This is a genomic window from Actinomyces sp. oral taxon 169 (assembly GCF_013394715.1).
Lineage (GTDB): Bacteria > Actinomycetota > Actinomycetes > Actinomycetales > Actinomycetaceae > Actinomyces.
Genome location: NZ_CP058259.1, coordinates 1,903,813 through 1,921,727, shown reverse-complemented (window position 1 = coordinate 1,921,727; position 17,915 = coordinate 1,903,813). Strand labels below are relative to the sequence as shown.

The window sequence follows — 17,915 nt, the reverse complement described above, 5'->3', positions numbered from 1 at the left end:
CCCTTGATGGAAGCACCTGGTGACGGTTAGCTATCGCTACGGTGCGCCAGACCGGTCAGATCGACGCCGAGCAGACGGGCCCGCTCAGCGGTGCTCCCGGTGACGAGAACATCGGTGCGACGCAGCTGAGAGACATCGGCCGCTCCCAGCAGGGTCATGAGCGTGCGCACGTGCTCGCTCCAGGTGCGCAGCTCTTGGCGCAGGGCCTCGGGGCCCTCCTTGACCAGGGTGCGCAGGACGTGCCCGGAGGCGCCGACGGCACAGGCTCCCAGGGCCAGAGACCGGACGACGTCGAGCGGGTTGCGCACGCCGCCGGAGGCCAGTACCGGCAGGCTGACCGGCTCCGAGCCGCTCAGCGACTCCAGCAGGCACAGCGCCGTCGACTGGCCCCAGCCGACCAGGTAGGACAGGTCGCGCTGCGGTCGGCGCTCGTTCTCAATGGCGACGAAGTCCGTGCCTCCGGCCCCAGCCACGTCGACGGCCGCGACGCCGGTGCGCGCCAGGGCCTCGATCGTTCGGCGTGAGAGCCCGAAGCCCACCTCCTTGACCACCACCGGGACGGGCACGGCCGCAACGATGCCGGCGATCGCCTCGCTCCAGCCGGTGAAGTCGCGGTCGCCCTCGGGCATGACCAGCTCCTGGGCCGCGTTGAGGTGGATCTGCAGGGCGTTGGCCTCCAGCATCTCCACGGCCTGCAGTGCCTCCTGAGGGCTGACGGTCGGTCCGACATTGGCCAGGACGAAGGCGCCCGGGGCCCGGCGTCGGATGACGTGGAAGCCGTCCGCTCGCTCCGGGTCACGCAGGGCCACGTGCTGGGAACCGCAGGCGATCGCGACTCCCGCCTCAGCGGCCGCCTCGGCCAGACCGGCATTGATAGCCGCTGTTGTCTGCGTTCCGCCGGTCATGGCGTTGATGTAGAACGGGACCTCCCATCGGCAGCCCAGGACGGTGGTGCCGATATCGACCTGCTCGGCGCTGACCCCCGGCAGGCTGTGATGGATGAAGGAGACGTCGTCGAAGGCGCCGGCGCGGTCCTGACCGTGCAGACGCATGGCCAGCTCCAGGTGCTCGTCCTTACGGGAGGCCCGTTGCGAGGTGATGGGCTCGTGGCTCATGGGGTGACCTTAACGGGGGAGGCGGTCGAGGAATGAGCATGTGCCTCAGCGGGGTCGGCTGCGCAGGCAGCGGATGAGTCCTGGCTGTAGACCGACAGGTCCAGAGGCCGTATCCCGGCAGTCTCCCACGCGGCTCGCAGCGCAACCAGGTCCGTGGCCGGTGGGCACAGGGCGATTCCGCAGTCCCCGCCCCCGGCGCCCGAGCTCTTAGCCGTGGCCCCGTGGTCGAGCGCGATCTCGACCAGTCTCGCCAGCTCAGTGGTCTCGATGGTCCGGCCGCCGATCCTGCTGAGCCCTGCCAGAAGAGCCCTGTTGCGCGCGATCTGGCGCATGATCCGGACGACGTCATCATCCTCGATCGCGGTGATGAGACGAGCCAGGCAGTCCTGGCTGTCGCGCAGGAAGACGGTGTAGTCATCGGCCCCGTGGGATCGGGTCTGGACGTCGGCGACCAGGGCCGGGGTGGAGGCGGGCGCACCGGTCCAGCCCACCTGAAGCCGCAATGAAGGAGGCGGCAGGCGGCGGACGCTCAGACCTGGCCAGTCCGCCTCCGCGAGATCGCTCATGCCACCGGCCCCGGCTCGCTGTCGGGCCCGGCGCAGCCATGAGCGGTCGGGGGAGGTGTAGGCCACCCACCCGGTCATGGCGCTCGCGGCGATGTCTCCTCCTGAGCCGATCGGCTGGACCGTGTCACTGGCCAGCATCGCCAGCTTGTAGACGGTCAGGTCGTCGGCGGCCATGCCGTAGAACGTCGCGACGGCGCGCACCGTCGCCACCGTCACCGCTGATGATGAGCCCAGTCCCAGCTTGCGCCCGTCGTCCTCCTCCAGCTCGCTGGAGACGCTCAGGTCGAAGGAGCGTGGCCGGCCGCCACCCTGGGTCACCAGCGCCTCAACGACTCGGATCGCCGAGATGATGTAGTCGTCCTCTCCTCCGACTGCCTCGGCCTGGCCGTCCTGCGGTCGGCGGCGCCAGGACCTGGAGCCGTTGGCGTAGAGCCGTGAGCTGATCGTGCCCGCATACTCGCCGGAGGGGGAGCAGGGCGTGATGCGTACGGTGATGAATCGGTCGACGGCGACCAGGACCGCTCGGTGGCCGGGCTCGACGACGGCGTACTCTCCGGCGATGTAGAGCTTGCCCGGCGCCCTGGAGACGACATCGCCGCCGTGAGAGGTCAGGGGCATGGGCCCTCCTCGATACGCACCCCGCCGCCGGGACACCTCACCGAGACGGTGGTGCCGGTCAGACGGTCCCGCAGCGCGGCGGCGACCTCCTTGGCGCGGGCGCCCTCGGTGAGGACCTTGACGTTGGGTCCAGCATCGATCGTTGCCCAGACGGGCAGCCCCTCCTCGCGCATGGCGCGGATCGCGTGCAGTGCCGCCACGGTCTGCGGCAGCCAGTAGATGATGCCAGGGCGGGCCGCGATCATCGTGGCGTGCATGCCCAGGGCGTTGCCCTCGACGATCTCCCCGAGCCGTGCCAGGTCGCCCGCCCGGACCGCTTCCAGCGCCACCTGAAGGTCCCTTCCGCTGGCCTCGACCCAGGCGGGGAAGAGAGGGGAGGACGACATGGTGGCCCGCATGGCCAGGGTCGAGCTGATGGGTTTGTAACGCTGCGAGAGCACGACGACGACCATCGCCAGGTCCATCTCGCAGGCGACCGGCTCGGCGTAGGAGGAGGCGTCGTCGTGGCCCGCGTTCCACAGGACCAGCCCGCCGAAGACGGAGCGGGTCGCCGAGCCCGAGCCGCGTCGGGCCAGTCTGGAGAGCTCCCGGCCATCGAGATCCATGCCGGCAGCCTGGGAGGCCGCTGCCGCAAGCGCCGCGAAGCCCGCCGCCGAGCTCGCTAGGCCGGCCGCCAGCGGGACCGAGGCCCGGGAGGTGATGGTTGCCGGGGCGGTGACGCCTGAGCGGGCGCGCACCAGGTCGAGGAACCGGGTCACTCGCTCCAGCTCCACGGCGCTGGGGGAGGCCCCGTTGATCGTCACCGAGTCTGCGGCGCCGTCCCCGCCGTCGAAGGAGACCGTTGTCGTCGTCCGGGTGCCGCCGAGGGTGAGGGACAGGCTCGACGTGGCTGGGATCGCCTGTGCCTCATCGACCTTGCCCCAGTACTTGATGAGCGCGATGTTGGTGTTCGCGCTGGCCGTCGCGGTCGTGATGGCGGACGGGGAGGAGCCGGCAGCGGCTCCAGGGGGTACGGCGGTCACTCGTCCACCTCGCTGATGCGCATCCGATAGCTCCATGTCTCCGGTGCGCCGGTCTGTTCCAGGGCGGCACGCACCCGGCGCGTGGCGGACTCGCCGGTGACCAGGGCGATGACGCAGCCGCCGAGTCCTCCGCCGGTGAGCTTGGCGCCCAGTGCCCCGGCGCTGCGGGCGGCTTCGGTGAGGTCATCGAGGATCGGCAGGCTCAGGCTGAGCTCGGTCAGCACCGCGTGCGCCTCGTCCATGGCGACCCCGAGGGCCGGGGCGTCGGCCTGGTCCAAGGCCATGATCGCGTTCTGGGTGAGTGCTCCCAGTCGGTTGATACGCGGGCCGATGTTGTCAGGATCGTTCTCGTAGCGCCGGCGCAGGCCTCCAACGGCCTCTCGGGTGGAGCCGTGGATCCCGGAGTCGGCGATGATGAGGGAGGCGTTCTCAACGCGCTGGCTCAGGGGCCGCATCTGCCCTCCCTGGAACCGGATGGGGCATGGGGAGCAGGTGGCGGCGGCGTCGAGCCCCGACGGCTTGCCGTGAGCGATCTGCTCGGCCATCTGCGTCAGGGCGAACAGCTCGTCCGCGGTGGCCTCGCGCCCGCAGGCGTCCAGAACCGCACGGATGATCGCGCCGGCCGCCGCGGCCGACGAACCGAGCCCGCGCTCATGGGGGAAGTCGCTGACGGTAGTGATCTCAAGGGCCTGGTCCAGGCACCCGGAGAACTCCCGTGCCACCTCGAAGGCTCGCGCCACGCTGGCGAACCGGGGGCCGGCCTGCGTCAGGGGGCCCGAGTAGTCCAGGCTGGTCAGCGTAGAGGGGCCCGAGGTCGGTCTCACAGTGGCTCGCATCCGCAGGTCCTGCAGCGGTACGGCGACGGCGGGGTGGCCGTAGACCACGGAGTGCTCACCCAGAAGAATGGCCTTCGCCCACGTCTGGCCGTGTCCCTCGCGCAGGGAGGAGTGCCTGTCCATATGCTTCCTTGCCTGTGGCCCGCGAGCAGGGGGACGTGACGCGGCCGAACTCAGGGATAAGAGGGTCGACGAACCCTCCGATGGGATGGAGCGTATCGGGCCTTTCTCGAGGGCCGCAAGTCGTCCCTGAACAGCGTCAAGGCCTTCGGATCGCCCGGTGCGTCGTCGTTGGTCAGCCGGTCCCGAATCGCGTGATCTCGTACGGTCGGGCGGGCTCCGTTGGGGCCGTGGCGTCAGACCCCGTAGGATCGCCCTCGTGCTGCACAGACTCTCCACCTCCTTCATCCGAACCCTGCGCGAGGACCCGGCCGATGCCGAGGTCGCCAGCCACCGCCTGCTCGTACGCGCCTGCTACGTCCGCCGGGCTGCTCCCGGGGTCTACACCTGGCTGCCACTGGGGCTGCGGACACTGCGCAAGATCGAGGACATCGTGCGCCAGGAGATGGACGCCATGGGTGGCCAGGAGGTCCACTTCCCGGCACTCCTGCCGGCCGAGCCCTACCAGGCCACCGGGCGCTGGGACGACTACGGCCCCACCCTGTTCAAGCTCCGCGACCGCAAGGACGGGGACTACCTGCTGGCCCCCACCCACGAGGAGATGTTCACCCTCGCGGTCAAGGACCTCTACTCCTCCTACAAGGACCTGCCGGCCGTCGTCTACCAGATCCAGACCAAGTACCGCGACGAGGCCCGCCCCCGCGCCGGCATCATCCGCGGCCGCGAGTTCGTCATGAAGGACTCCTACTCCTTCGACATCGACGACGCCGGCCTGGCCGCCGCCTACCAGGCCCACCGCGACACCTACGAGCGGATCTTCACCCGTCTGGGCCTGGACTACGTCATCGTCAACGCCATGGCCGGCGCCATGGGCGGATCCCACTCCGAGGAGTTCCTCCACCCCTGCGAGATCGGTGAGGACACCTTCGTGCGCTCCTCAAGCGGTTACGCGGCCAACGCCGAGGCCGTCACCACCGTGGTCCCCGAGCCCGTGGACGCCTCCGGGATCGGCCCGGCGCGCGTGGTCGACACCCCTGACACCCCCACCATCGACTCCCTGGTCGAGCTGTGCAACCGTGCCTACCCGCGCTCAGACGGGCGGGACTGGACGGCCGCCGACACCCTCAAGAACGTCGTTGTCACCCTCATCCACCCCGGCGGCGAGCGCGAGCTGCTGGTCGTCGGCGTGCCCGGGGACCGCGACGTCGACATGAAGCGCCTGGAGGCCGCCGTCGCCCCCGCCGAGGTCGAGATGGCCGGCGACACCGACTTCGAGACCCACCCCGAGCTCGTGCGCGGCTACATCGGCCCCAGTGCCATCGGCCCCAACTCCCCGCTGCGGCGCGTGGAGAAGCGCGAGGACGGCACCGAGGTCCTCACCGGCTCCGTGCGCTACCTCGTCGACCCCCGGATCGTGGAGGGAACCAGCTGGGTCACCGGTGCCAACAGCGACAAGAAGCACGTCCTGGACCTGGTCATGGGCCGCGACTTCACCGCCGACGGCACCATCGAGGCCGCCGAGGTCCGTGAGGGCGACCCCGCCCCCGACGGCTCCGGTCCCCTCCACCTGGCCCGCGGCATCGAGATCGGCCACATCTTCGAGCTGGGACGCAAGTACTCCCAGGCCCTGGGACTGACCGTCCTGGACGAGAACGGCAAGGCCCGCGTGGTCACCATGGGCTCCTACGGCATCGGCGTCAGCCGCGTCATGGCCGCCCTGGCCGAGGCCAACCACGACGACAAGGGACTGACCTGGCCCGCCCAGATCGCCCCCTACCACGTGCAGGTCCTGGCCACCGGCAAGGACCAGGCCGTCTTCGACGTCGCCGAGCAGATCGCCTCATCCCTGGACGCCGACGGCGTCGAGGTCCTCTACGACGACCGCCGCAAGGTCTCCGCCGGCGTGAAGTTCGCCGACGCCGAGCTCCTCGGCCTGCCCTACACGCTGGTCGTCGGCCGGGACCTGGCCAAGGAGGGAACCGTGGAGATCCGTGACCGCCGCACCGGCGAGCGCCGCTCCGTGCCCGCCGACGCCGCCGCAGCCGAGCTCAGCACCACCGTCCGCGCCGCCCTGGAGGCCGCCCGTCACTGAACGGCACGGCCGCTCAGTCCTCCAGCCAGCGCTTGGTACGACGCAGCTCGACTCGTCCGGTGGGACCACCGCTGCCGAGGCAGGACAGGAGTGCTGCCGCGTCATCGGCATCGGCAACCAGGTGAAGCCGGCACGGACCCACTCGTGTGGACCAGGAACGGACGAAGGCCTCCATATCGGCTCGGGAGCGGGCCAGGGCCGTCGGAACCGCAAGGTGAACACTGTCATCGTGGTTCCATGCCCCCAGCGCCAGCAGCCTTCCCAGGAGACGCCGCAGCCCGTTCAGAGGCTGCTCGGCCGTACCTCGAGCCAATGTTGCGGTAGCGGCCTCGAGGATGAAACGAGGACGGCGCACCGGGGAGCTCAGGAGCTCGGTGAGGATGTCGGCGAACCGAGCACTCTGACGGGTCCCCACCCCGTCCAGGCCGATCAGCACACGCGGACGAGATCCGCCGAGCGAATCGGTGGCACTCTCGCGAACCACGAGGTCGGGGCAGGGTCCGCCAGCGGGCTCCCCGTCCGCAGTGAGGTCGTATCGCGGCAGGACAACATCGAGAACGGCGCGAGCCGCTGCACTCCAGAAGGCCGTGGGCGATCCCCGGCGCAGCAGGGCCGGGGCGCTCGTGATCTCGACCGCCTCCAGCACGCGGCCACGGCCGCGTTGTGACACTCGGTGTGCTGCGGGTGCTTGAGCGAGCCATCGCCGCGACTCGATCCGACGATCGAGGCCGGTCAGGGTGGCGGAGTTGAGGGCATCAATATCCTCCGGGGAGGCGCCGTCATCCATTCTCTCGAGAAGGCGGCGCTGGACCGGTGTCAGCATGGCATCGAGCCCCGTCTCGACAACAGGAGCGCCACCAGGCTCGTCGGAGGCCGACACCGGGGCGCTCTCGGGATCATCGATCCGCACCAGTGACCACAGGTGCTCGGCCTTGCGACGCAGTCGGTTCAGGTCCGGGTCGGAGCGCAGTCGGGGATGGGTTGGCAGGAGGCAGGTGACGGACCAGTTGTGAGCGACCTTGTCGACCCAGCCTGGGTCCAGACGCATCGTGCGACCGCGCAGCTGCTGCGTTGAGGCCGAGGTCGTCGCCGCCGTCAGATCGATGAGCGTGTTGACGGCAGGGCAGTCCCAGCCCTCGCCGAGCAGCCCCCGGGTGCCCACGACGAGTCGTACCTTCCCGGCAGCGACCAGCTCACTGACGGCCAGGACGAGCCCGGCGCTGCCAACTCCCTGCCCGGTGACCGAGAGCATCCAGCCGTCATCGGTGGCGGGGAGTGCGAGACCGGTGCTCCGACGCAGCCGATCCAGCAGCGAGGTGTCACCGCTGGCCAGGCTCAGGCGGGAACTGGTCAGCAGCACCGGGTGCAAGGAGCGCAGATCCGCATCACTGAGCAGCGTACTCATACAACGCACCGCGCCTCCCGCAGGGCCGGGGCGTGAAGCTGGGACCAGGACGTCGAGCGCTCGGTGAGGAGCTGAGTGCTCGGCCGCATCGGTGACAACCACTGCTCGCAGCCGATCGCCGATGGAGTCGAGCTCGTGACGCAGGATGTCGACGATGGCCGTGTCCTTGGCCCTGGATGCGGCAGTGATGGTGTCCACCGGGGACCGTCCCGCCCGGATACCGGAATCGGTCAGGTACAGCCCGAAGCCTCTGAGCAGCTCGCGTGTGGACTCCCAGTCCCGCCGGCGCTCCGGCGCCGCCAGAAGGCGGTCATGAGCGTACCGACCCAGGAGCCTGAGCTCATCGTCAAGATCAAGCAGGTCGAGCTCGGGCAGGAGCGGAACAACTCGAGTGCTCAGAGTCGTGCCCCGGTAGCTGCCTATTCTGCGCAGCAGCGCTGCTGCGGATGCGGCCAGGAGCGGGTCGGTGTCGAAACCCGCAACGATCCGACGCACCAGCTCGTCCTCCTCGTAAGGCCTCGCTGTCGTAGGGGCATGGTCGTCATCCGTCTCAGCGATGCGAGGCAACGTCCCCGACCCGCTCCCGTCACCTGGAGCCGTGGACGACGTGGGCGGGGCGACAACCTCAAGCAGGTAGTCGACGCCGTCGGGGCTCAGCAGCAGCTCGCCCACCCGGTGACGGAGCTCCTCTCCGGCGACGGCCAGGAACTCCGTCTCCTCCGGGGACGGGAGCGTGAACCAGGCCAGTTGACGGCAAGGGGCGAGGTGACCGGCGCGGATGACGGCCGGAACCGGGACCTCAGCGTTGATGTCGCCCAGGAGCGCGCGATAGCGGCGGGCCGACCGGTCCTCACCCGAGGGCTCAGTGGCCGTCAGACCGATGAGCGTGGGGGACAGGCCCGCTCGTTTCAGACGCCGTACGAGGTAGTGGACGACGATGGCCCAGTGGGCCTTCAGATGATGGCACTCGTCGAGGACGATGGTGGCGACTCCCGCGGTGACGAGTGCGTCCAGGCGTGCCCGGGCACCTGGACCCAGAATCGCGTCGATGGCGTCGTCGTCGAGCTCATCGATCCGGCGGCGGGTGGTGGCAGTACGTGAACGGAGTCCACGGCTGTAGGCCCGGGGATTATCGGCCTCCAGGCGCTTCAGCCACGCCTCGGCGCTCCCGGTGCTTCGTCCGTCGGCCGTGAGCTCAGTGAGCCAGTGCGAGCGGGCCGCCTCGCTCCAGGCGGGGGAGGAGCCGACGACGGCCAGGGACTGATAGGTCAGCACCGTCAGGTCGGCGGCTTCCGCAGCCTGCTCTGGACGCGCGCCCGGCAGGTGGGCGCCGACGGAACCAGTGACCGAAGGAGAGCCGAAGGAGGAGGTGAAGAGCTTCTGCGCCTGATGGATCCACTGCGCCCTGATGACCGTGGTGGGTACGAGGACGAGCGCACGGCGGCCGTTGCGCACGGCCAGCTCCAGCCCCATGAGCGTCTTACCCGCTCCCGGTGGTGCGAGCAGGTGAAGCGTGGATCCGTCGTCGGGATGGAGCCGGTCAAGGAGACTCTGCTGGTAGTCGCGTAACGGCACTCGACGTGTCCACCGGCGCAGCGGGCGCTGCGTGGTGGGGGCGGCTGCGCTCTTCATGTCTCACCTCGAGGCTGCGTCGCCCTGGATATCGGCCAGGCGCTCCTCGGTCTCCTGCTGCTCAACCACGTGCTCGTGGGCCGGGTTGAAGACGTTGTCGATGGGACCCAGGAGGGCGCCACGTGGGTCGCGCTTGCGGCGCCGCCAGTAGAGCCGGCCACGGCGCTCCATCCACAAGAAGAGCTGGTCCACGGCTGCCAGGGCGGCGATGGCGGCTACGGCCGCCACGAGAAGACGCATGTCAGGCGGCGTAGCCGGGCAAGGAGGAGAAGTCCGCGCCCCAGGCGGTGGCGCGCCGGGCGGCGTCGACCGCACCGGTGACGGCCGCCTCGCGGGCCGGGCTGGAGGCCTTGGCGGAACCGGCCTCCTCCACCTCCGACGACACGACGGCGGACCACACCTGCCGGGCCCAGAGCACCTGGGTGCTCACGTTGGGGTCGGTGGACTCACTCGGTGCGGCGTAGGCGCCCAGCCGCTTGTCCTCAGAGCCCGCGGCCACCGCGGCGTTGACCACGGCGGTGGCGGCCTTGGCGTCGGCGATCGCCCGAGTGCGCTCGGAGTCGTCGCTGCGCGCGGCAAGCTCCTCCATGGCGTAGCGGGCCGCGTCATAGGAGGTCAGCAGACCGGAGCTGATCTTGGAGCCCTGCGCCACCTCCACCCGAGGCTTGTCCGCCGAGCTCGGCGGCTCGAAGAGATCATGCTGGAGACTCCAGGCCACCGTCAGCGAGGTGAAGAGCCGGGCATCCTGCTCCGAGGCGGCGGCGATCGCCGCGCGGCGGGCCAGCGTCGATCCATCGGCCAGGGCCGTGGCCAGGTCCTGTGCGGAGGCGCCCGGCGAGGCCGACGGCACGGGAGCCACCGTGGGGTACGCGGAGGGCACCTGAGAGGGCCAGGGCTGCCACACCCCGCCCAGGGTCTCGAGCTGGGCATCAGCCGTCTGCTTGACCCCCTCGGCCAGACCCGTCGTCGTGGCATCCCCGCCGCCGGCCTGCGCGACCACGCCAGCGGTGGAGGAGATGAGCGCAGCCTGCCTGGCCAGTCCATCACGAGCGGTCTCTGCCGCCGAGGCCGACGGCAGGGACGCCGGGGAGCCCTTCCCCAGGCGCAGCCCGCAACCGCTCAGCGCCGCGGTCACAGCCGTTCCCACCGCGAGCACCATGGCGCGGCGCGTCAAGCCGTGGCCCGCCGCACCGGTGTCGCCACTGGTACGGGGCCTGGCGCCGACCCGGTCACTGGAGGGCGGCTGAGAGCCGTTCGACTGGGCGGGGAGGGGAGCGCGGCGAGTGTTCACCGGGGAATCCTCCCACAGACGGCAGGTAGCATGATCCCGACCTCGACCACCTCGACCATGTTGACTATGTTGACCGCGTTCGTCCGGGCCTTCGGCTCGGGCCAGTACGGGAGGAAGAACGACCATGGCAGCCCATGAGCCGCGCAAGGATCCGCGCCAGCGCGCTGACGCTCTGGCCCGCAGTCTCACCGATCTGCTCGCTCCGATCGTCAACGACGCCGGGCTTCATCTCGAGAGCGTGGAGACCACCCGGGCGGGCAAGTACTCGGTCGTGCGCGTCTTCGTGGATCTGGTCGACGGTCCCGGAGACCTCGATCTCGACGCCCTGGGGCCCGTGACCGCGGCCATCTCCCAGGCTCTCGACGAGGCTGACCCCGTCAAGGGGCAGTACACCCTTGAGGTCTCCACCCCCGGAGCCGAGCGGGAGCTGACCACCCTGCGTCACTTCCGACGTGCCGTTGGTCATAGTGCCCGGGTGTGCACGGCCGATGTCGAGCTCACCGGCCTCGTCGCCGCGGCCGATGCGGACGACGAGGCCGACGACCACAATGGCGGCATGGTCGGGATTGAGGTCGACGGCGTCGAGCACCGCATCGCGCTGGGGGACATCACCGAGGCGCGGATGGTGGTGGCCGGGCTCTAGAGCCGGGCAACAGGCCGAGAATCCATAAGATGCTCCCCGCGGATAGCGACCGGGAATAATGTGTGTCCTGATAACTGATAGGTTGACGGACCGGCCCGGACAGACGTGATGGACCATCCGACCCGTCACGGGCTACCGTCGACGGGAACCCAGTGCACACCCGCTCAGCGGACCAGAGAGGACCCAAGGACCCATGGACATCAATATGCCGGAGCTGCGAGGCGCTGCCGACGAGCTCGGTATTGACCTGGACAACCTGCTGCCCGCTATCGAGGACGCCATCCTGGGGGCCTACTCCAAGGTTCCGGGGGCCATCCGCGGCGCCCACGTCGAGATCGACCGTCGCACCGGGCACATGAGCGTCCTGGCCCCGGAGGTCGACGAGGAGGACCAGCCCACGGGGGAGTACTTCGACGACACCCCCGACGACTTCGGCCGCATCGCCCAGGCCACGGCCCGCAGCGTCATCGTCCAGCGCATCCAGGACCGCCGCGACTTCGAGGTCCTGGGCGCCTTCAAGGACAAGACCGGTGAGCTGATCTCCGGCACCGTGGAGCAGGGGCGCGACCCCCGTATCGTCTACGTGCGCCTGGATGAGGAGCACGAGGGCATCATGCCTCCCCATGAGCAGGTGCCCGGTGAGCGCTACCGCCACGGAGACCGCGTGCGCGCCTACGTCACCGACGTCTCGCGCGGCACTCGGGGGGCTCAGATCATCCTGTCGCGCACTCACCCCGGTCTGGTTCGTAAGCTCTTCGAGCGCGAGGTTCCCGAGCTCTCCTCGGGTGACGTCGAGATCGTCTCCGTCGCCCGGGAGGCCGGCCACCGCACCAAGATGGCAGTGCGCTCCAAGGTCCGCGGCGTCAACGCCAAGGGGGCCTGCATCGGCCCCATGGGGCAGCGGGTGCGCGCGGTCATGACTGAGCTCGGTGGAGAGAAGATCGACATCGTGGACTATTCCGAGGACCCGGCGCGCTTCATCGCCAACGCCCTGTCCCCGGCCCGTGTGGCCGCCGTGGGCGTCATCGACGCCGAGGAACGCACTGCGCGCGCCATCGTCCCCGACTTCCAGCTCTCCCTGGCTATCGGCAAGGAGGGGCAGAACGCCCGCTTGGCCGCGCGCCTGACCGGGTGGAAGATCGACATCCACGCCGATGCCGAGTCCGGTGAGATCACTCCCGGCCAGGGCTCCCAGTCCGACGACGTGACAGGTCCCTCAGAGCTGGGCGACTGAACCGCCCTGCGGGGCGATGTAGACTTTCCGGCGGACCTTTGCGGGTCCTGCGCCGGGATTCCCCGGTTGCGGTACCCGCGTCAGCGGTTGCAGAGCAGCGGAAGGACGCCGACGGACGGTGGTCACCATCCCCCACGTGCCCGAGCGCACCTGTATCGGCTGTCGACAAAGGGCCCCGCGGACGCAGATGCTGCGTCTCGTCCTGACGCCGAGCGGTGAGCTCGACGTCGATGCCCGGGCCGTCAGACCCGGGCGCGGCGCCTGGATCCACCCGGATCCGGCGTGCCTCGACCTTGCTGAACGACGACGCGCCGCTCCACGCGCTCTGCGCACCGGCGGACCACTGGATGTGGCCCGGGTGCGCGGGTTCCTGGAGAGGAGGATGGTTAACGACGGCGAGGTCCCCGCTGCCCGACCGGGTGAGCGGACCACCGATAGCGAAGGCGGGTAGGAAGCCGATGGGCACCCGATGAGTACCCAGCGATGAGCTGCCTCTAGAAGCACCCACCCCTGTCCGGGGTGGGAAACCGGACAGGAGAAAAGTGGCTAAACCACGCGTTCATGAGCTCGCCAAGGAGCTCGACCCCACTGGCAAGAAGGTCACCTCGAAGGTGATCCTGGCCTGGCTCAAGGACCAGGGAGAGTTCGTCAAGGCGGCCTCCTCCGCCGTTGAGCCCCCCGTCGCTCGCCGGGTTCGCGAGCACTTCGCCGCCCAGGTGCAGGAGGCGCCGGCGGACACCCAGGTCGACAAGCCGGCCAAGACCGACTCTCAGGCCCCCAAGCCCTCCAAGAGCGCCCCCAAGCCGGGAGCTCAGGGCGCCAAGCCGAGAGCCGCCGGTGCTCAGGACCAGGCTCCGAGCCCCGCCGCCAAGCCGGCCGCCCCCAAGCCGGGAGCCGGCGCACCCAAGCCAGGGGCTCAGTCCGCCAAGCCGAGTGACCCCACTCCGGCCCCGGCGGCCGCCGCCAAGCCGGCGCCCCAGCCGAGTGCTGCCGCTGAGGCACCCAAGGTCCCCAAGCCCGGAGCCGGCGCCCCCAAGCCTGCGGCCGCCTCTGGCGCCCCGACGCCCGGCGCGCGCCGCAACGCCCCGACTCCGGGGCCCCGCCCCAGTGCGCCGCGCCCTGGCAACAACCCCTTCGCCACCTCCCAGGGCATGCCCCGCCAGGGTGGTCAGACAGGTCGAGGAGGCCAGCGCTCAGGTCAGTCGCGCTCTGGCGCGCCGCGCCCCGGCAACAACCCCTTCGCCACCTCCCAGGGCATGCCCCGACCGGGTGGCTCCGGTGGACCCCGTCCCCAGGGCGGCCCGCGCCCCGGTGGCCCCCGCCCTCAGGGCGGCGCACGGCCGCAGGGCGGTGCACGGCCTCAGGGAGCCGGACGCTCCGGTGCCCCGCGTCCGGGCGGTCCGCGTCCCAACCCGGGCATGATGCCCGGCCAGTCCTCCATCGGGCGCCCCGGTGCCCCCGCACGAGGCGGTGCCGGCGGCGGTGGCCGTGGCTCGCGTCCCGGCGGCGGCGGTCGTCCCGGTGGCGGCGGTCGTCCGGGCGGCGGCTTCGGCGGACCCCGTGGTGGCCGCGGCGGTCGCGGTTCCACCCAGGGCGCCTTCGGGCGCGGTGGCGGTGCCCCGCGGGGACGCAAGTCCAAGCGGGCCAAGCGCCAGGAGTTCGAGCAGCAGAGCGCGCCGTCGATCGGCGGTGTCATCGTCCCGCGCGGTGACGGCTCCACCCCGGTGCGCGTGCGCCAGGGGGCCACGCTCACGGACCTGGCCGAGAAGATCAACGCCAACCCCGCGGCCCTGGTGACCGTCCTGTTCCACCTCGGTGAGATGGCCACGGCCACCCAGTCCCTCGACGAGGACACCTTCGCCCTCCTGGGCGCCGAGCTGGGCTACAACGTCCAGATCGTCTCGCCCGAGGACGAGGACCGCGAGCTCCTGGAGTCCTTCGACATCGACCTTGAGCCCGACGAGGACGACGCCAACCTCCTGCCCCGGCCCCCGGTGGTCACGGTCATGGGCCACGTCGACCACGGTAAGACCAAGCTGCTGGACGCCATCCGCTCCACCGACGTCGTCGCCGGTGAGGCCGGGGGCATCACTCAGTCCATCGGCGCCTACCAGGTGCGCGTCAACCTGAACGACGAGGAGCGTCCGATCACCTTCATCGACACCCCCGGTCACGAGGCCTTCACGGCCATGCGTGCCCGCGGTGCCGAGGTGACCGACATCGCCATCCTCGTCGTGGCCGCCGACGACGGCGTCATGCCCCAGACCGTTGAGGCCCTCAACCACGCCCAGGCGGCCAACGTGCCGATCGTCGTGGCGGTCAACAAGATCGACAAGGAGGGCGCCAACCCGGACAAGATCCGTGGCCAGCTCACCGAGTACGGTCTGGTCCCCGAGGAGTACGGCGGCGACACGATGTTCGTGGACATCTCCGCCAAGCAGCGTCTCCACATCGACGAGCTCCTCGAGGCCGTCCTGCTGACCGCGGACGCCGCCCTGGACCTGCGGGCCAACCCGGACACCGAGGCCCGCGGCGTGACCATCGAGGCCAAGCTCGACAAGGGCCGCGGCGCCGTGAGCACCATCCTGGTCGAGCGCGGCACGCTGCGGGTCGGTGACCCGATCGTGGCCGGAAGCGCCTACGGGCGTGTGCGTGCCATGTTCAACGAGCACGGGGAGAACCTCACCGAGGCCGGCCCTGCCCGCCCGGCCCTGGTCCTGGGTCTGACCAACGTGCCCAGCGCCGGTGACTCCTTCATCGTCGCCCCCGACGACCGCACGGCCCGCCAGATCGCCGACAAGCGTGAGGCCGCCGAGCGCGCCGCCCTGCTGGCCAAGCGCCGCAAGCGGGTCTCCCTGGAGAACCTCACCGATGTCCTCAAGGAGGGCAAGGTCGACACCCTCAACCTCATCCTCAAGGGCGACAGCTCGGGTGCGGTCGAGGCCCTGGAGGACTCCCTGCTCAAGATCGACGTCGGCGAGGAGGTCGCCCTGCGCGTCATCCACCGCGGCGTGGGTGCCATCACGCAGAACGACGTCAACCTGGCCACGGTGGACTCCGCCGTCATCATCGGCTTCAACGTCCGGCCCGCCGAGCGCGTCTCGGAGATCGCCGACCGCGAGGGCGTCGACATGAAGTTCTACTCGGTCATCTACAACGCGATCGAGGACGTCGAGGCCGCCATGAAGGGCATGCTCAAGCCCGTCTACGAGGAGGTCGAGCTCGGCACCGCCGAGATCCGACAGATCTTCCGCTCCTCGAAGTTCGGCTCCATCGCCGGCTCCATCGTCCGCTCGGGCATCATCAAGCGGGGCACCAAGGCCCGCCTGGTGCGCGACGGAGTCGTCATCAACGGCGATCTGTCCATCGAGACGCTGCGCCGCGAGAAGGACGACGTCACCGAGGTCCGCGAGGGCTACGAGTGCGGTATCAACCTGGGCTTCAAGGACCTCGCCGAGGGCGACGTCATCGAGACCTGGGAGATGCGCGAGAAGCCTCGCGACTGAGAACGACAGCGTTCATCAACGGTGGCCGGCCACCCCATTGCGGGGTGGCCGGCCACCGTATCAGACGGACCCGCATCGCCTTGCCCGCGAGAATCGGCGGGTGGGGCGATGAGTGTCAGATGCGCGCGTTGACGTCCTGGTACCCGGAGTCCTCGCGGGTCCCGCCCATGCCGTCACCGACCTCGCTGTAGTGACGAATCAACGTCACCGACCGGACCCACTTAATCATCTTGTAACCGTGGCTCGTCTCGCAGCGCAGGCGCAGCGGAGCACCGAACATGCCCGACAGCGGTGCGTCATTGCGGCCCCAGGCCAGGATCGTGTCATCCTCGAGGGCCATGTCCAGCGGCAGGCACGTGTAGTACGGCTCGACCGGACGCCCGTCGTGCATGTGCTGGGCCATGCCGAAGGACTCGAACATCACCCAGCCGGCCTCGGGATCGATCTGACCGACCTGCGCGAGCAGGTCCCGTACACGGATCCCCGTCCACTTGGCGATCCCCGTCCAGCCCTGCATGCAGGTGTGCATGGTGATCTGGGACTGGCTGGAGATCGACTTGAGCTCCGCCAGGGAGAAGGACGCCGGCGCCGAGACCATGCCACCCACCTCGAGGCGGAAGTCGGCGAAGTCGTTCGCCGCCAGCTCCTGGTACTCCGGAGACTCCTCCCGTGAGGGGGTGCGGGTGTTGACCCAATGGAACTTGGAGATGTCCTTCTCCGTCCAGGGCTTCTTAGCGGCCTGCTGAGAACTGAAGCGGTCCACCGTGAGGCGGCGGATCCCTCGCGTGGCGTCCCACAGGATCCGCTGGCTGCGACGGGTGTCCGTCAGCGTCCAGTAGGACATGGCGATCCATAGCGCCACCACGACGATGATCGTCCCGATCACGGTGACGTAGGCCTGACCCACCCGACTCGGGTCGTAGTAGCCGAAGACGATGTGGGTGAGGTTGTGAGGAGCGTGCACGATGAACACCAGGCCCACGTGAACGATGGCGAAGCCCAGGTAGATGAACATGCCGATCAGGTGCAGGGATCGGGCGGCCTGGCGGCCGCCGAACATCTTGGCGTACCAGGGGAAGCGGCCCACGACGGCGGGGGACATGACCGGTCCCGTGATGATCATCAGCGGAGCGGCGATGAAGACGATGAAGAAGTACCCCAGCTGCTGGAGGCTGTCGTAAGGGGTGAAGTCGCACAAGGACGGGGTGCGCAGGTGCGCGTAGGTCAGCAGGGAGTCCCAGGCCTCGGGCAGGATTCGCCACGTGGTGGGAACCAGGCGGTTCCACGCCCCGGTGCCCACGAGGAAGGCGACGTAGATGACGCCGTTGAGCAGCCAGAAGCTGGTGGCCACCCCGTGCCAGGCGCGCCCCAGCCCGATCTTGGCTCGGCCGGGCAGGGACAGCAGGGGGGAGAGGTCGCGCTGATCGTCCCGGGCGGTGAAGGCCCCCTCCTCGAGGGGCACCTTGTCCTTGGTGAACCGGATCCACTCGGAGCCGGGCTCGCACTGGTCCTTGAAGTAGAAGCGCGGGTGCGAGGCGATGATCTCAATCCCGGAGCGGAGGAGCACGCCCATGAGGAGGAAGTTGATGAAGTGGGTGACGCGCAACCACAGTGGGAAGGTCTCAGTGTCGACGCACTGTTGGGCGACGTCGTTGGCGGTCTGTGCGGCTAGGGGCAAAAGGGACATCGTCGTGCCTTACAAACGGGGTGACAGTCTTTCCGTATAAATGATTGTACTGCTGTTTCTCGGTTCTATGTAGGGGATGGTGACAAGATGTCGCGATCGAGATGTCGGCGCGGCGGAGGTGGAGTTACATCAGCCTTCCTTAAATAGG

At 69.7% G+C, this 17,915-nt stretch carries 13 protein-coding genes; 5 read left to right on the top strand and 8 right to left on the bottom strand.

Features of this window, described 5'->3' with window-relative positions; translation table 11 throughout:
* Positions 1-26: 26 nt before the first annotated feature.
* From fni to mvk, 4 genes are read right to left on the bottom strand one after another with little or no spacing between them, the layout of a single operon-like run.
* Positions 27-1,115, bottom strand: coding sequence for a type 2 isopentenyl-diphosphate Delta-isomerase (gene fni, locus HW274_RS08225; protein ID WP_185988560.1), 1,089 nt, complete (start codon positions 1,113-1,115; stop codon positions 27-29).
* Positions 1,112-2,299 carry a phosphomevalonate kinase gene (locus HW274_RS08220; RefSeq protein ID WP_185988559.1) on the bottom strand — a complete coding sequence of 396 codons (1,188 nt, stop codon included), beginning with the start codon at positions 2,297-2,299 and terminating at the stop codon, positions 1,112-1,114. Before HW274_RS08220 ends, fni begins: the two co-directional genes overlap by 4 nt.
* Positions 2,290-3,321, bottom strand: a complete 1,032-nt coding sequence (gene mvaD, locus HW274_RS08215; RefSeq protein ID WP_185988558.1) for a diphosphomevalonate decarboxylase — start codon at positions 3,319-3,321, stop codon at positions 2,290-2,292. The genes HW274_RS08220 and mvaD overlap by 10 nt, the downstream gene beginning before the upstream one ends.
* Positions 3,318-4,280, bottom strand: coding sequence for a mevalonate kinase (mvk, locus tag HW274_RS08210; RefSeq protein ID WP_185988557.1), 963 nt, complete (start codon positions 4,278-4,280; stop codon positions 3,318-3,320). Before mvk ends, mvaD begins: the two co-directional genes overlap by 4 nt.
* A gap of 256 nt (positions 4,281-4,536) precedes the next feature.
* Between mvk and HW274_RS08205 the strand changes: the two genes are divergently transcribed.
* The gene (locus HW274_RS08205) at positions 4,537-6,369 is read left to right on the top strand and encodes a proline--tRNA ligase (protein ID WP_185988556.1); all 1,833 of its coding nucleotides are present in this window, start codon (positions 4,537-4,539) and stop codon (positions 6,367-6,369) included.
* Between the two features lie 13 nt (positions 6,370-6,382).
* On the opposite strand, the gene HW274_RS08200 is transcribed toward HW274_RS08205, so the two are convergent.
* From HW274_RS08200 to HW274_RS08190, 3 genes are read right to left on the bottom strand one after another with little or no spacing between them, the layout of a single operon-like run.
* Positions 6,383-9,406, bottom strand: a complete 3,024-nt coding sequence (locus HW274_RS08200) for a DEAD/DEAH box helicase family protein (RefSeq protein WP_185988555.1) — start codon at positions 9,404-9,406, stop codon at positions 6,383-6,385.
* Positions 9,407-9,409: 3 nt separating this feature from the next.
* Positions 9,410-9,646: a hypothetical protein gene (locus tag HW274_RS08195; RefSeq protein WP_075253308.1), complete on the bottom strand. Its 237-nt coding sequence runs from the start codon at positions 9,644-9,646 to the stop codon at positions 9,410-9,412.
* Between the two features lies 1 nt (position 9,647).
* A complete protein-coding gene (locus HW274_RS08190) occupies positions 9,648-10,697 on the bottom strand; it encodes a Tat pathway signal protein (protein ID WP_185988554.1) in 1,050 nt (349 codons plus the stop codon).
* Positions 10,698-10,821: 124 nt separating this feature from the next.
* Between HW274_RS08190 and rimP the strand changes: the two genes are divergently transcribed.
* From rimP to infB, 4 genes are all read left to right on the top strand, one after another.
* The gene (gene rimP, locus HW274_RS08185) at positions 10,822-11,340 is read left to right on the top strand and encodes a ribosome maturation factor RimP (protein WP_075253310.1); all 519 of its coding nucleotides are present in this window, start codon (positions 10,822-10,824) and stop codon (positions 11,338-11,340) included.
* A 193-nt stretch (positions 11,341-11,533) separates the two neighbouring features.
* The gene (gene nusA, locus HW274_RS08180; protein ID WP_003786363.1) at positions 11,534-12,574 is read left to right on the top strand and encodes a transcription termination factor NusA; all 1,041 of its coding nucleotides are present in this window, start codon (positions 11,534-11,536) and stop codon (positions 12,572-12,574) included.
* Positions 12,575-12,692: 118 nt separating this feature from the next.
* Positions 12,693-13,025 carry a YlxR family protein gene (locus tag HW274_RS08175; protein WP_075253311.1) on the top strand — a complete coding sequence of 111 codons (333 nt, stop codon included), beginning with the start codon at positions 12,693-12,695 and terminating at the stop codon, positions 13,023-13,025.
* 91 nt (positions 13,026-13,116) lie between these two features.
* Positions 13,117-16,080, top strand: coding sequence for a translation initiation factor IF-2 (gene infB, locus HW274_RS08170; RefSeq protein WP_075253312.1), 2,964 nt, complete (start codon positions 13,117-13,119; stop codon positions 16,078-16,080).
* Between the two features lie 115 nt (positions 16,081-16,195).
* Here the strand turns inward: infB and HW274_RS08165 are convergent, their stop codons facing one another.
* Positions 16,196-17,767: a molybdopterin-dependent oxidoreductase gene (locus HW274_RS08165; protein ID WP_185988553.1), complete on the bottom strand. Its 1,572-nt coding sequence runs from the start codon at positions 17,765-17,767 to the stop codon at positions 16,196-16,198.
* Positions 17,768-17,915: the final 148 nt, after the last annotated feature.